The organism is Bacteroides sp. RTP31139st1_H2_RTP31139_211217, assembly GCF_040227615.1.
GTDB lineage: Bacteria > Bacteroidota > Bacteroidia > Bacteroidales > Bacteroidaceae > Bacteroides > Bacteroides uniformis.
Genome location: NZ_JBCNZM010000047.1, coordinates 1 through 12,966 on the forward strand (window position 1 = coordinate 1; position 12,966 = coordinate 12,966).

The 12,966-nt window shown below is 51.8% G+C and carries 12 protein-coding genes; 3 read left to right on the forward strand and 9 right to left on the reverse strand.

Features of this window, described 5'->3' with window-relative positions; translation table 11 throughout:
- Window positions 1-144 precede the first annotated feature (144 nt).
- From ABUA47_RS09875 to ABUA47_RS09900, 6 genes are all read right to left on the reverse strand, one after another.
- Window positions 145-846 carry a LytR/AlgR family response regulator transcription factor gene (locus ABUA47_RS09875; RefSeq protein ID WP_005828060.1) on the reverse strand — a complete coding sequence of 234 codons (702 nt, stop codon included), beginning with the start codon at window positions 844-846 and terminating at the stop codon, window positions 145-147.
- Complete coding sequence (locus tag ABUA47_RS09880) at window positions 843-1,910, reverse strand: sensor histidine kinase (RefSeq protein WP_005836278.1); 1,068 nt, start codon at window positions 1,908-1,910, stop codon at window positions 843-845. The genes ABUA47_RS09875 and ABUA47_RS09880 overlap by 4 nt, the downstream gene beginning before the upstream one ends.
- A gap of 245 nt (window positions 1,911-2,155) precedes the next feature.
- Window positions 2,156-3,376 (reverse strand): ABC transporter permease, encoded by a 1,221-nt coding sequence (locus tag ABUA47_RS09885; RefSeq protein ID WP_005836280.1) that lies wholly within the window; start codon window positions 3,374-3,376, stop codon window positions 2,156-2,158.
- 53 nt (window positions 3,377-3,429) lie between these two features.
- Window positions 3,430-4,176 (reverse strand): ABC transporter ATP-binding protein, encoded by a 747-nt coding sequence (locus tag ABUA47_RS09890; RefSeq protein WP_005828066.1) that lies wholly within the window; start codon window positions 4,174-4,176, stop codon window positions 3,430-3,432.
- A 15-nt stretch (window positions 4,177-4,191) separates the two neighbouring features.
- Complete coding sequence (locus tag ABUA47_RS09895; protein ID WP_005828067.1) at window positions 4,192-5,421, reverse strand: efflux RND transporter periplasmic adaptor subunit; 1,230 nt, start codon at window positions 5,419-5,421, stop codon at window positions 4,192-4,194.
- Window positions 5,422-5,433: 12 nt separating this feature from the next.
- Window positions 5,434-6,834 carry a TolC family protein gene (locus tag ABUA47_RS09900; RefSeq protein ID WP_005836286.1) on the reverse strand — a complete coding sequence of 467 codons (1,401 nt, stop codon included), beginning with the start codon at window positions 6,832-6,834 and terminating at the stop codon, window positions 5,434-5,436.
- A gap of 210 nt (window positions 6,835-7,044) precedes the next feature.
- Between ABUA47_RS09900 and ABUA47_RS09905 the strand changes: the two genes are divergently transcribed.
- The 3 genes from ABUA47_RS09905 to ABUA47_RS09915 all read left to right on the forward strand — a co-directional run bounded on the left by ABUA47_RS09905 (window position 7,045) and on the right by ABUA47_RS09915 (window position 10,126).
- Complete coding sequence (locus ABUA47_RS09905) at window positions 7,045-7,266, forward strand: DUF4492 domain-containing protein (protein WP_005836288.1); 222 nt, start codon at window positions 7,045-7,047, stop codon at window positions 7,264-7,266.
- Window positions 7,267-7,382: 116 nt separating this feature from the next.
- A complete protein-coding gene (locus ABUA47_RS09910; RefSeq protein WP_035449218.1) occupies window positions 7,383-8,945 on the forward strand; it encodes a cytochrome ubiquinol oxidase subunit I in 1,563 nt (520 codons plus the stop codon).
- 32 nt (window positions 8,946-8,977) lie between these two features.
- Window positions 8,978-10,126, forward strand: coding sequence for a cytochrome d ubiquinol oxidase subunit II (locus ABUA47_RS09915; protein WP_035448180.1), 1,149 nt, complete (start codon window positions 8,978-8,980; stop codon window positions 10,124-10,126).
- A 75-nt stretch (window positions 10,127-10,201) separates the two neighbouring features.
- Here the strand turns inward: ABUA47_RS09915 and mtgA are convergent, their stop codons facing one another.
- The 3 genes from mtgA to ABUA47_RS09930 form a co-directional block, all read right to left on the reverse strand.
- A complete protein-coding gene (mtgA, locus tag ABUA47_RS09920; protein WP_035448182.1) occupies window positions 10,202-10,906 on the reverse strand; it encodes a monofunctional biosynthetic peptidoglycan transglycosylase in 705 nt (234 codons plus the stop codon).
- Window positions 10,907-11,002: 96 nt separating this feature from the next.
- A complete protein-coding gene (locus ABUA47_RS09925; protein ID WP_035448184.1) occupies window positions 11,003-11,677 on the reverse strand; it encodes an OmpA family protein in 675 nt (224 codons plus the stop codon).
- 100 nt (window positions 11,678-11,777) lie between these two features.
- A partial coding sequence (locus ABUA47_RS09930) for an MATE family efflux transporter (protein WP_349831577.1) occupies window positions 11,778-12,966 on the reverse strand: 1,189 nt, incomplete at its 5' end.

A 12,966-nucleotide genomic window follows, 5' to 3' on the forward strand; every position in this document is an offset into this window, starting at 1 on the left:
CAAAGCGTAACGAACGCTCTATCAGCTAATTCGCTACGCTCTGCCCAAATTTACTTTTTCGCTATGTGTTTATTTTAATATGCAAAAAGATTCTATAATAAATCGACGGTTTTTCCGATTTTATCGACGGATTGGTCGATTTTTTTAGCTTCTTTGGTCTAAAAATTCTTGAAAAGCCAGTTTATAGCTGTCGCTTATCGGGATGTAGTTCTTTCCGAACACGATGCGACCACGGTCTATAATACGTATTTTATTCTTCTGAACAATGTAGGAACGGTGGACGCGCATGAAACGCGAGGCAGGCAGAAGTTCCTCCATTGCCTTCATGCTCATGAGAGACAGGATAGGCTTGGGAGAATCCTCCTCGTAGATTTTGAGATAGTCTTTCAGCCCCTCTATGTACAGAATTTTACTCAATTCGATTTGCACCAGCTTATACTCGCTTTTTACGAAGATGCTCTGAATCTCTTCCTTGGGCTGTTGCAGCAATTCAAACCATTGCACAGCCTTGTTGGCAGCCTGCAGAAAGTCGACGTAGGAGATGGGTTTCAGCAGGTAGTCCAGCGCATTGACTTTGTAGCCGTCTATGGCATACTGGTCGAAGGCGGTGGTAAAGACAATGCGGGTGCCGGAATCGACCATCTTCGAAAATTCCAGTCCGTTCAGTTCGGGCATCTGGATGTCGAGGAAAAGCAGGTCGATGTGCTTCTCGGGCAACTCCTTGATGGCTTGTACGGCACTGGAGTATTTACCGACCAACTCTAGAAACGGGGTCTTGTTGACGTAGCTTTCCAGCAACCCCAGGGCGAGGGGCTCGTCGTCTACAATGGCGCACTTCAGATTCATATCTTTATAATTAAAATAGATTTATACTCTTTCATGTCCTCACTCACTCCTTGCTGCCAGTCGTAATGACCGGGATAGGTCAGCTCCAGACGCTTGCGCACTTGTTCCAACCCGATGCCGCTTCCACTCTTGTCTGCCACGCTTTTGGGATGATAGCTGTTGGTTATTTCGCAATGTATCTCTCCGGGGCTTTCACTGAAGTGGATACGGATAAAGCTGGGTTCGGTGGGGGAGATGCCATGCTTGAAGGCATTCTCTATGAGGGAAATAAAGATGAGCGGAGCTATTTCAGTACGGCTGTCCGGTCGGACGTCTATCTTTGTTTCCACACGGACGTTGGCGGAGAGACGGATGCGCATCAGTTCGATGTAGTTGCGGATGAAGTCCATCTCCTTGTCCAGGGTGACGAAGTTCTGCTGATTGTCATACAGCACATGGCGCAGCAGTCGGCTCAGTTCCTGCACGGCAGTCTGTGCCTTGTCGGCATCGAAGGCGATGAGGGCGTAGATGTTATTCAGCGTATTGAGCAGGAAGTGCGGGTTGAGCTGGTTGCGCAGGTTCTTCAACTCGGCTTCCGTGCGGCTTTTCTCGGCTTCGCGGCGGGCGGCGTCCATCTGCGCCCAGCGGCGGCTCAGCTTGATGGCAGCGCTGAGGCCGGCGGTGAGAATCATGGTCGAGACGTCGCGCAAGATGAATATCCATTTGGGAGGCCCCATGTGCTGACCGTCATCATCGCCGCGCATATGGTTTTGGAATGTGTATTCTTGCCAAAGGTGGGCGCCGGTGGTAATGCAGATGATGAGCAGTGTGTTCAGCAGGAGATACTGCCGGATGCGTCCCTCGAACAAGTAGCGGGGAATGAGGAGGCAGTAGTTGATGTAGAATACAAGGAAGAATGAGAGGGTACTGCTGCTACCGTGGCGCAGATAGTCCGCAAGGCTGATATTGAAGCCGCTGCGTGTCATCATCAGAAAGGGGAAACCGATGACGATACCCCAGACAATGATGTGTATCAGGGTTTCGATGCCGCGGCGGCGTGGGTTAGGGAGCTGTTGTTTCATCATGATACAAAGATAGGAATTTTAGATGAATATTGTTAATATCCACCGCCTGCGAAGCAAATTTCTGTTCGCAGGTTGCGGATAAGCGTTTCCAGGTTGCGGATATGTATCCCAAGCTTGCGGATGTCTATCCCAAGGCTTGGGATAGAGATTATTCTTAGTTTCGCATAACTTTTTTCCCTATTGCCGGAAACTTTTTTCCTAATACTTAAGAACTATTTGGCTAACTTCCGGCAAGGGAGAAAAGGTTATTCGTAGCGTATGGCCTCTATCGGGTCGAGGTCCGCAGCTTTCTTGGCGGGATACCAACCGAAGAACACTCCGGTGACGGTACATACGGCGAAGGAGAGGAATACACTCCACGGCTGGATGAAGATGGGCCAGTGGGCAACGCTCTTCACTATCCAGCTGGCTCCGCATCCGATGATGACGCCGATGATGCCTCCGGTGATGCTGATGAGGATAGCTTCGATGAGGAACTGGCTCAAGATGTCGACACCGCGGGCGCCTACACTCATGCGCAGGCCGATTTCGCGCGTGCGTTCCGTCACCGATACGTACATGATGTTCATAATGCCGATGCCGCCCACTACGAGCGAAATGCCGGCTATGCAGGCAAGCAGCGTGGTCATCAGGTCGGTGGTGGAGTTCAGCATGGTGCTGAGTTCCTGCTGGCTGCGAATGGTGAAGTCGTCGTCGTCACTCTCCTTCAGCTTGTGGTTGCGGCGCAGTATCTCGGTGATTTCGTCGGTGGCATTGTCCGTCATGTCCTCGGTGAGGGCGGAGGCGAAGATGCCGCTAAGGTAGGTCTGTGCCAGCAGGCGTTTCATCACGGTGCTGTAAGGGGCAAGCACTACGTCGTCTTGGTCCATGCCCATGGAGTTGTAGCCTTTGGACTTCAGCACGCCCACCACGCGGAAGGGCACTTGGTTGAAGCGGATGATACGTCCCACGGGGTCCTCTCCTCCGGGAAAGAGGTTGTCTTGGATGGTCTTTCCGATGACGCACACCTTGGCAGAGGTCTGTATGTCGGCTTCGGTAAACATCTCGCCGTTCTCCACGCTGAGCTGCCGGATTTCGAGATAGTCCGTGCCCACGCCGCTCACGGAGGAGGGGTAGTTGTTGTTGCCCGCGATGAGCTGCCCGCTGGAGGAGACATTGGGGCTGACGGCAGCCAGGAAGTTGGTTTCGTTGCGCAGGGCTTCGTAGTCGGTCAGCTTCAAGGTCTGCATGGCGCTGGGGTCTTGGCGGACACCGCCGCGCATGTCGGCACCGGGGTGAATCATAATCATGTTGGAGCCCATCTCGGAGATTTGCGCCTGGATGCTTTTCTTCGAACCTTGTCCGATGGCAAGCATCGTGATGACGGACGCCACGCCGATGATGATGCCCAGCATGGTGAGGAATGCGCGCAGCTTGTTGTTGTTCAAGGCTCGCAAGGCTATTTTGAAAAGGTTTGTTCCGTTCATATCGTTTTAATGGAAAGTTTAAAATTAATCCCTAATCCTTAATCCCTTATCCCTCATTCCTCCTCCTGCTTAGGCAATGCTGCCAGGGCTTCGGCTGCATTCTGGATTTGGGTGTTGATGGTATCGTCCTTGATTTGTCCGTCGCGCAGCACGATGTTGCGGCTGCTGTACTGGGCTATTTCGGGGTTGTGGGTGACGAAGATGATGGTGCGTCCTTCGGCATGCAGCTTTTGGAACAGTACCAGAATCTCGAAAGAAGTACGGGTGTCCAGGTTACCCGTAGCTTCGTCTGCCAGGATAACGGCGGGATTGTTCACCAAGGCGCGGGCGATGGCTACGCGTTGCATCTGACCGCCGGACATCTGATTGGACTTATGTTCCAGTCGGTCGCCCAGCCCCACGGCTTGCAGGGCTTCGATGGCACGTCTCCGCCTTTCGGAAGCCGAGACGGAGGAGTTATACATCAGCGGTAGCTCCACATTTTCCACGGCAGTGGTTTTGGGCAGCAGGTTGTAACTCTGGAATACGAAGCCGATTTTACGGTTGCGTAGTACGGCGCGTTGAGGCTTGCTCATGGTGCGTACGGAGATACCGTCCAGCAGGTATTCGCCGCTGGTGGGCGTGTCCAGGCAGCCGAGGGTATTCAGCAAAGTAGACTTTCCGGAGCCCGATGTACCCATGATGGTGACAAACTCGCCTTCACGGATGGTGAACGAGACGCCGCGCAGGGCATGCACGGTTTCGTCCCCCACCTGGAAGTTGCGTTTGATATTTTGAAGTTCAATGACTGCTTTATTCATAATTCTTTTTTTGTATTATTTTCCGCTCTTCTTCTTACTTCCCGGAGGGCCAGGCATGAACGGACTCTTCTCACCTCCGGGAGCTTCCTGGCTCATGTCCGGAGCGCCGCTGCCGGGCATGCTGCCGATGGTGGCTTCGGTCACCACTACGGTACCTTCGTTAATGCCGCTGATAATTTCCGTGTTGACTCCGTTGGAGATACCTATCTTCACAGGATGGGCGGTAAAGGTGTTGCCTTCGCGGGTCCAGAGTTTATGTTCCCCTTCGCAATCCTTCACGATATCATTGTCGCCGATAAGCGGTTTTTCGGGGTTGAAGCGCAGGGCACGGGCAGGAGCGCACAGTACGTCTTTGCGGTCGAGGGTGAAGATGGTGACGTTGGCTGTCAGGCGTGGTTTCAGTTTCAGGTCCGGGTTGTGGGCGGAGATGACTACTTCGTAGGTCACAACCGTGCTGGTGCTGGTGCTCGACGTGCTGCTTGAGCTGGCATCTCCCAGACGAATTTGTGTGACCACTCCTTCGAACACGTCATTCGGGTAGGCGTCTACGGTAAACGTGGCGCGCTGTCCCTCTTCCACACCGCCTATGTCTGCTTCGTCCACGTCGGCCACAACCTGCATCTGCGTCAGGTCGGCAGCGATGGTGAACAGTGTCGGTGTCTCGAAGCCGGAAGCCACGGTCTGTCCTGCTTCCACGTCGCGGCTGATGACTACACCGTCGATGGGAGAGGTGATGGTGGCGTAGGAGAGGTTGCGTTCAGCCTTTGCCAGTGATGCCTGGCTGCTTTCGTAGTTGCTCTTGGCCTTCTCGTAGTTATAGACGGACTGCTCATAGTCCGTGGCGGCGATGAGCTGCTTTTCGTTCAGCGTCTTGTTGCGCTCGTAGAGTTTTTTCTGGTACTCGTATTCGGCCTTTGCACCGTTGTAGGCGGCGCGTTGCGAAGCGAGTTCGCTTTGCAGTGTCACGCGGTCCATCTCGGCAATGAGTTGGCCTTTGGTTACTACGGAATTGTAGTCTACATGAATCTTGTCGATGATACCGCTCACCTGGGTACCCACTTCCACTTCCGTCACCGGTTCGATGGTCCCCGTGGCGGTTACGGATTCGGAAATCTCGCCTTTATGGATGGTTGCTGTGGCGTAGGTCACCTTGTGCTTGGCCTTGGCACCACCGAAGAGCCATACGCCGCCGCCCACTATGATTACGGCAGCTACGGCAATGAGGATGATTCTTTTTTTGTTCATATATATAAGGTATTATAATTCGATTTTTTCTCCTTGATAAAACTTTAGTAGCTGCATATTCAGTATGGCCATGTATTTGGCTTGCAGTGTCTCCTGCTGTGCGCTGAGCAGATTGCTTTTCTCAGTCAGCAGTTCTACGGTATTCTTCATGCCCAGGTTGAACTGCTCTTGAATCAGTTCATAGCTGGTCTGCGTACTTTTCAGTTTCTCTGTGGCGGCGGCGTAGCGCTGCTGGGCGCTGTTGGCATCGAGCCAGAGGGTTTCGATGGTCTTGTACAGCGTTTTTTGGTCGTCCAGCAGGTCCAGTTCGCTGGTCTGCTTCTGAATCTTGGCTTTCTCTACGGCACTCTTGGTCTGCCGGTTGCTGAAGATAGGCACGCTTACGGTGAAGCCCAGCGAGTTGTTCCAGTTCTGTTTGACTTGCTCGCTGAAGGTGAAGTCATTGCCGTTGGCATGGCTGGTTCCGATGCCGGCGCTGAGGCTCAGCGTAGGCAGATAGCCAGCGCGGGCAATTTTGATGTCGAGGTCGGATGTCTGTATATTCAGTTTGCCGGCTTCTATTTCCGGACGGAGCACGAGGGCAGAACGGTAAACGTCCGTTTTGGTGGGCAGGGGTGCCAGTACGTTTTCCGTGCCGAGTGTGGGGATGTAGAGGTTCATCTCGGATTCGCCGTCCAGTTCCAGGAGTTGTTTCAGTTGTAGTTTGTAGTCTTGCAGGGTGGCTTGTGCTGTCACCAGCTGGTACTTGTCGGTACTCACTTGCGCTTCCAGTTGTGCCAGGTCGCTTTTGGCTATGCTTCCTGCTTCGAGAAGTTGGCGGGCGCGTTCGCATTCGGCCTGGCTCACTTCCAGGGTCGATTCGTTCACTTTCACGGCTTCGGCGGCGTAGAGTATCTGTACGTAGGTTTGTGCGATACTTTCTTCGATGCTGTTCTCGCTCTGTGCTACGCTAAGTTCGGCAATGCGGTTGTTCAGTTGCTGTTGTTTGATGGTGTTGAGGCGTTTCCCGCCGTTGTAGAGGGTCCAGTTGGCATCGATGCCGTAGCTGCCGTTATAGGAAGTCTTGCTCTGGCTGCTGGTGATGTTGTCGCCGTCGATGATGGTGTTTGTCTCGCTCTTCGGGCGATTCACGACACGCTGGCTCACACTGGCCGAAAGGCTGGGGAAGAGAGCGGCTCGGGCGGTCTTTACATCTACCTGGGCACTTTCCGCGTTGAGGCGGTTCTTGCGGATGGTGATGTTTTGCTGCAAGGCATAGTCGATGCACGCTTGCAAGTCCCATTGGGCGGGCAGGCTGTCGGCTGGCTGCTCGGAACTGCCGGGTATCTGCGTGGAAGTGCCGTTTTGGGCGGCCACTCCCATGCAGCTTGCCATACATAGCGCTATCACTGTCAATCTTTTTACGTTCGTCATATCTTCGTTATTCTATGGTTTTACATTTGCAAATGTAGTGGGGTGGAGAAAGGATTGCAAAAGTGATAGACGTAGAGTGAATTTTCCTCGCCTAAAATCTTTTTTGTACCGATGAATGGGAGAAGTCTTTTTTCTGTTCAACTTTTCACCTTTTTATTTGTTCTTTATATAAAAGTATTTTATATTTGTAATCATTATAATTTTATCGGCATGAAACAGACTGCGGTAAACATTTGGCGTTTTTATTTGGAAGGTTTTCGAAGTATGACGTTAGGGCGTACTTTGTGGCTTATTATTCTTGTGAAGTTGTTCATCATGTTTTTCATTCTCCGCCTTTTCTTCTTCCCACGGTTTCTGAATACCCCCGTGGTGGGCGATGACAAGGAAGGCTATGTCAGTAATGAGCTTATCCATCGGAGTCTGGGCGACTAAACACGGAGACACAGAGTTTATTTCCTTGCCCTTATAAATTCTCCGTGTCTCTCTGTTCTTACCCGATAACTTAAAAACTTAATAACTCATAACTTATAACTCATAACTTGATTCTTATGCTTGGACACATTGACACTTCCCTGATTGACTGGTCGAGAGCCCAATTTGCCTTGACCGCCATCTATCACTGGATTTTTGTGCCGCTGACACTTGGACTGGCGGTAATTATGGGCATCATGGAGACAGCGTACTACCGTACGGGTGACGAATTTTGGAAACGTACTGCCAAATTCTGGATGAAGATTTTCGGTATCAACTTTGCTATTGGTGTAGCAACCGGTATTATTCTGGAATTTGAATTCGGTACGAATTGGAGTAATTACAGTTGGTTTGTGGGCGACATCTTCGGTGCGCCGCTTGCCATCGAGGGTATTTTGGCTTTCTTTATGGAAGCAACGTTTATCGCCGTCATGTTCTTCGGCTGGGATAAGGTGAGCAAGCGTTTCCACCTGGCATCTACTTGGCTCACGGGGCTGGGCGCCACGATTTCTGCCTGGTGGATTCTGGTTGCCAATGCGTGGATGCAGAATCCCGTAGGTATGGAGTTCAATCCCGATACGGCACGCAACGAGATGGTGGACTTCTGGGCTGTGGCAACTTCGCCGATGGCTGTCAATAAGTTCTTCCATAGCGTGCTGTCCGGCTGGGTGCTGGCTGCCGTGTTTGTAGTAGGCGTAAGCTGCTGGTATCTGTGGAAGAAGCGCGAGAAGAAATTTGCGCTGGCAAGTGTAAAGATTGCCGCATGGGTAGGTCTGTGTGCCGCCGTGCTGTCTGCCTGGACGGGCGATGGCTCCGGCTATCAAGTGGCGCAAAAGCAGCCGATGAAGTTGGCTGCTATGGAAGGTTATTATGAAGGGCGGCAAGGTGCCGGATTGGTAGCGTTCGGGCTGCTGAATCCTGCCAAGCAGACGCCGCAAGACGGAGTAGACCCATTCCTTTTCCGTGTGGAAATCCCTAAGATGTTGTCGTTGCTTGCCGAACGGAAGACGGATGCCTTTGTTCCCGGCATCAATGACCTGCTGAAAGGCGGATACCCGTTGAAGGACGGTACTGTGGCGCTTTCGGCAGAAGAGAAAATAGAAAAAGGGAAAACGGCCATCAGTGCGTTTGCCGCCTATCGTGCAGCCAAGGCTGCGGGCAATGAGGCGGATGCGGAGGTGGCTGCCAAAGTGTTGAAAGATAATGTAGCCTATTTCGGTTACGGTTATATCAAGGATGTGAACGAATTGGTGCCGAATGTGCCTCTTACGTTCTACATGTTCCGTGTGATGGTGATGTTGGGTGGATATTTCATCCTCTTCTTTATCGTGGTGCTGTTCCTGGCCTATAAGAAAGACTTGTCGCGGATGCCGTGGATGCATTGGGTGGCCATGCTCACCATTCCGCTGGGCTATCTGGCCGGACAAGCCGGATGGGTGGTTGCCGAATGTGGTCGCCAGCCGTGGGCCATCCAAGACATGCTGCCCACAAGTGCCGCCATTTCCAAGTTGGATGTCGGTTCCGTGCAGACCACGTTCTTTATCTTTCTGGTACTTTTCACTGTCATGCTGATTGCCGAGGTGGGAATTATGCTGAAGGCCATTCGCAAAGGCCCGGAAACAGAAACGCATAATTCATAACATAACTCATAACTTATAATTCATAATTCACAATGAATACCTATATTTTTCTTCAACACTATTGGTGGTTCGTAGTCTCCTTGCTGGGAGCACTGCTGGTATTCCTGCTGTTTGTGCAGGGAGGTAATTCGCTTCTGTTCTGTCTGGGGAAGACGGAGGAGCAAAAGAAGATGATGATTAATTCTACGGGACGGAAATGGGAGTTTACGTTTACAACGCTCGTCACGTTTGGAGGCGCGTTCTTTGCTTCGTTTCCGTTGTTCTATAGTACGAGTTTCGGAGGAGCCTATTGGCTGTGGATGATTATTCTGTTCAGCTTTGTGTTGCAGGCTGTCAGCTACGAGTTTCAGTCCAAGGCGGGAAATCTGCTGGGCAAGACAACGTATCGCACGTTCCTGGTGATAAACGGAGTGGTAGGTCCGGTATTGCTGGGTGGGGCAGTGGCCACGTTCTTCACGGGGTCTAACTTCTATATCAATAAAGGGAATATCGCAGATGCGGCAATGCCGGTTATCAGTCAATGGGCTAACGGCTGGCATGGGTTGGATGCGTTGCTTAATCCGTGGAATGTGGTGCTGGGGCTGGCTGTGTTCTTCCTGGCACGTATCTTGGGAGCGCTTTATTTTATTAATAATATCAATGAGGATGATTTGGTGAAACGCTGCCGCCGGGCACTTTGGGGAAATACGGCGTTGTTCCTGGTATTCTTCCTGGCCTTCGTCATCCGCACGCTGCTTGCCGACGGCTATGCTGTACGCCCGGAAACGGGAGAGGTGTTCATGGAACCTTACAAGTATCTGACGAACTTCCTGCAGATGCCGGTAGTGCTGCTTGTATTCCTGGTTGGTGTGGTGGCTGTGCTCTGGGGCATTATCCGCACGCTGTGGAAGCCGGCATTCGACAAGGGTATCTGGTTTGCCGGTGCAGGGACGGTGCTTACGGTATTGGCACTGCTGCTTGTGGCAGGCTATAACAATACGGCCTATTATCCTTCTACCCACGACCTGCAAAGCTCACTCACGTTGGCAAACAGTTGCTCGAGCCAGTTCACACTGAAGGTTATGGCTTATGTCTCTATCCTTGTTCCTTTCGTTCTTGCCTACATCTTCTACGCTTGGCGCAGTATCGACAATCGCAAGATTGATGCGAAGGAGATGGAAGAGGGAGGACACGCGTATTAATTAAAAATTAAGAATTAAAAATTAAAGGAGGATGTGTCATCTGTGTGCTATTAACTGTTTTGATACATCCTCTTCTTATTCTTTTGTCCGCTTCTCATTTAGCTGGAATTTGGGTACCAGTTTCATCAATCGTAGAATCTGTCCTTGCCTTTTCTTTATGTAAGGGGAGGGGTGTGCTGAGTCGAAGCGTATGGGGTTGGGCAATGTTGCCGCTATTAGTGCGCACTGTCCGGCAGAGAGCTTGGCTGCGGTGGTCTTGAATTTGTATTGGGCGGCGGCTTGTGCACCATAGATGCCTTTCCCCATTTCGATGGAGTTAAGATAGACCTCCATGATACGTTCTTTGGACCAGAAGAATTCTATCAGTACGGTGAAGTAGACCTCCAGCCCCTTGCGTACCCAGGAAGATTGGGGCCATAGGAATACATTCTTTGCCGTCTGCTGGCTGATGGTGCTTGCGCCCCGTTTCCGTTTTCTTGTTTCGTTCTCCTTTATCGCTTTCTGTATCTCGATGAAATCGAACCCGTTGTGTGTGGCAAACCGGTTGTCTTCCGAAGCAATGACGGCCATCGGCAGATGAGGAGATATCTTGTCGGGAGATACCCATGTGTGGTGCCAGCGCGGACTTTCACCCTTGAAGACCTGCTGCACGCTGCGGATAACCATCAGTGGTGTGATGTAGACGGGTACAAAACGATAAACCACTACCGTCAGGATAGTGGAAATAAAGAAGAATAATATCATGTTGCGGAGGAACCGCAAAGGCTTCGGGAGTTTCATGGAGAGAGTGCTAATATGCCAATGTGCTAATATGCCAATGTGATTAATGTGTCAATATGCCAATTAGCACATTGGCACATTAATCACATTAGCACATTAATTATTCGCCTCCGCATTCTTAATCATCTGTTCGCTGGCATACATATATACCTCTACGCGTCGGTTCTGGTCGGCAGACAGACTTTCGTCGTATTCGTTGTATCCCACGCCTTCCACTTTCTTGAACTGGGCAGGAGATACGCCGCAATCCTGCAAATAGTTCTCTACGGCATAGGCGCGGTTCTTGGAAACTTTCATGTTGGCTTCGTAAGTACCCACTTTGTCGGTATGGCCGATGATGGCGATATCGGTTGTCGGGTCTTCCTTCAGAATCTGTGCGAGTTCGCGCAGGGAAGCCTTTGCCTCGTTGCTCAGTGCTGCGGAGTTGAAGCCGAAAAGAATACCTGCCGCAAAGGATACTTTGACAGCCGGCAAGCCGTTGGCATCCGTTACCTGCTCCACTTGGGCGCCTTCAATCTTGGCAGCTTCGGCAGCCTTCTTGTCCATCTTGTGTCCGATGGCAACGCCGGCACCCGTACCTACTGCAGCACCTACCGCAGCTCCAATGGCTGCCCCCTTGCCTTTACCTATCAGTCCGCCGATAATGGCACCTGCTGCTGCACCGGAGCCACCGCCGATTATTCCACCTTTGGCCTTGTTGTTCATTGTGCCGCAACTGCCCAGCAGCAATGCGCCGCACAAAAGTAATACTGTAAATTTCATCTTCTTCATAACTCTTTTTCTTTAAAAGTTGACTTTATCTTTAATGTTGCAAATTTATGTATATAATAACCATATTCTTCTTTCTAAAGTTCGCCAGTTCTGTCCTTTTTTAGAGAATTTTCCTTTTGATGAGGACGAACCAGGCTGTCAGTATAAGACCTTTGGCAACGGTCGTTCCACTTACTGCCCACCAGATGGCATCCACTCCCATACCCATGTGCACCAGCAATAACGCCACCGGAATACGCATGTAATTGCATCCGATGCTGACAATGGCAGGCGGCACTGTCCGTCCCAGTCCGTAGAACACGCCCTGCATGGTAATTTCCATCATCATGAACATTTGCGAATAGCCGTCGATGCGGAGGAAATCTCCACCCACACGGTAGGCTTCGGCCTCGGGTACGAAGATAGAGAACACCTCGCTGCCGAAGAAGATGAACAGTAGTGAGCAGAGGCTTCCGAATACGCCCGTCATCCACATGGTGGTGCGCCATGCTTGCTTCACGCGCGACTTCTGCCCCGCGGCATAGTTCTGGGCGATGAACGTGCTCAGCCCCGTGGAGAATCCTTGCGAAGTATTCCAGGTGATGGCCTCGATTTGTCCACCGGTGGTGAATGCCATCAGTCCGATGTGTCCTCCCTGCTCCGAGGCGGTGCGCGAGAGGAACATGTTGACGAAGGCAAATAGCGTGTTCAGCGTAGCCACGGGCAGCCCGAGCTTGAAGATGCGCCGGGTGTACTTCTTTTTCAGCGGAACGATAAAGGAGAAACCTCCGAGCACGGCGCTTTTCCCCCGGAGCTTGTAGACGAAGATGCCGAATACTGTAGCTTCGGAAAGCCATGTGGCAAGTGCCGCGCCCACTGTTCCCCAACCGAAGCCGAAGATGAACAGAGGGTCGAGGACGATGTTCATTATCAGTCCCGTCCCGCTGATGTAGAACGGAATCTTGCTTCGTCCTGCCGCGTTGTAGATGCCCGTAAAGGCAGCGGAGAGAAAGATGAAAGGCAGTCCCGTCGACACGATGCGCAGATAAGTCACGGCGGCGTCCGTGATATGCTGTTTCAGCTCGAAGATGTTCAGGATGGGGCGGGCGAAAAGAAAGAGCAGGCCTCCCCAGCAGACGGAGATGAGCAGGGCAATCGTAATGTTGTGCGAGGCAAAGCTGCGTGCGTCCTCTTCGCTGCGTGCACCGATGGACTGGCCTACGCTGACTTCGGCGCCCACTTTATTGAGCAAGGCGATGGAGCCGGACATCCACGTCAGTATGCCTACCGCACCTACTGCAGCCATGGAC

Bases quoted from the DNA above. Each gene is read 5' to 3' on its own strand.
- ABUA47_RS09875 (WP_005828060.1), bottom strand. From the start codon at position 846: ATGAATCTGAAGTGCGCCATTGTAGACGACGAGCCCCTCGCCCTGGGG.
- ABUA47_RS09880 (WP_005836278.1), bottom strand. From the start codon at position 1,910: ATGATGAAACAACAGCTCCCTAACCCACGCCGCCGCGGCATCGAAACC.
- ABUA47_RS09885 (WP_005836280.1), bottom strand. From the start codon at position 3,376: ATGAACGGAACAAACCTTTTCAAAATAGCCTTGCGAGCCTTGAACAAC.
- ABUA47_RS09890 (WP_005828066.1), bottom strand. From the start codon at position 4,176: ATGAATAAAGCAGTCATTGAACTTCAAAATATCAAACGCAACTTCCAG.
- ABUA47_RS09895 (WP_005828067.1), bottom strand. From the start codon at position 5,421: ATGAACAAAAAAAGAATCATCCTCATTGCCGTAGCTGCCGTAATCATA.
- ABUA47_RS09900 (WP_005836286.1), bottom strand. From the start codon at position 6,834: ATGACGAACGTAAAAAGATTGACAGTGATAGCGCTATGTATGGCAAGC.
- ABUA47_RS09905 (WP_005836288.1), top strand. From the start codon at position 7,045: ATGAAACAGACTGCGGTAAACATTTGGCGTTTTTATTTGGAAGGTTTT.
- ABUA47_RS09910 (WP_035449218.1), top strand. From the start codon at position 7,383: ATGCTTGGACACATTGACACTTCCCTGATTGACTGGTCGAGAGCCCAA.
- ABUA47_RS09915 (WP_035448180.1), top strand. From the start codon at position 8,978: ATGAATACCTATATTTTTCTTCAACACTATTGGTGGTTCGTAGTCTCC.
- mtgA (WP_035448182.1), bottom strand. From the start codon at position 10,906: ATGAAACTCCCGAAGCCTTTGCGGTTCCTCCGCAACATGATATTATTC.
- ABUA47_RS09925 (WP_035448184.1), bottom strand. From the start codon at position 11,677: ATGAAGAAGATGAAATTTACAGTATTACTTTTGTGCGGCGCATTGCTG.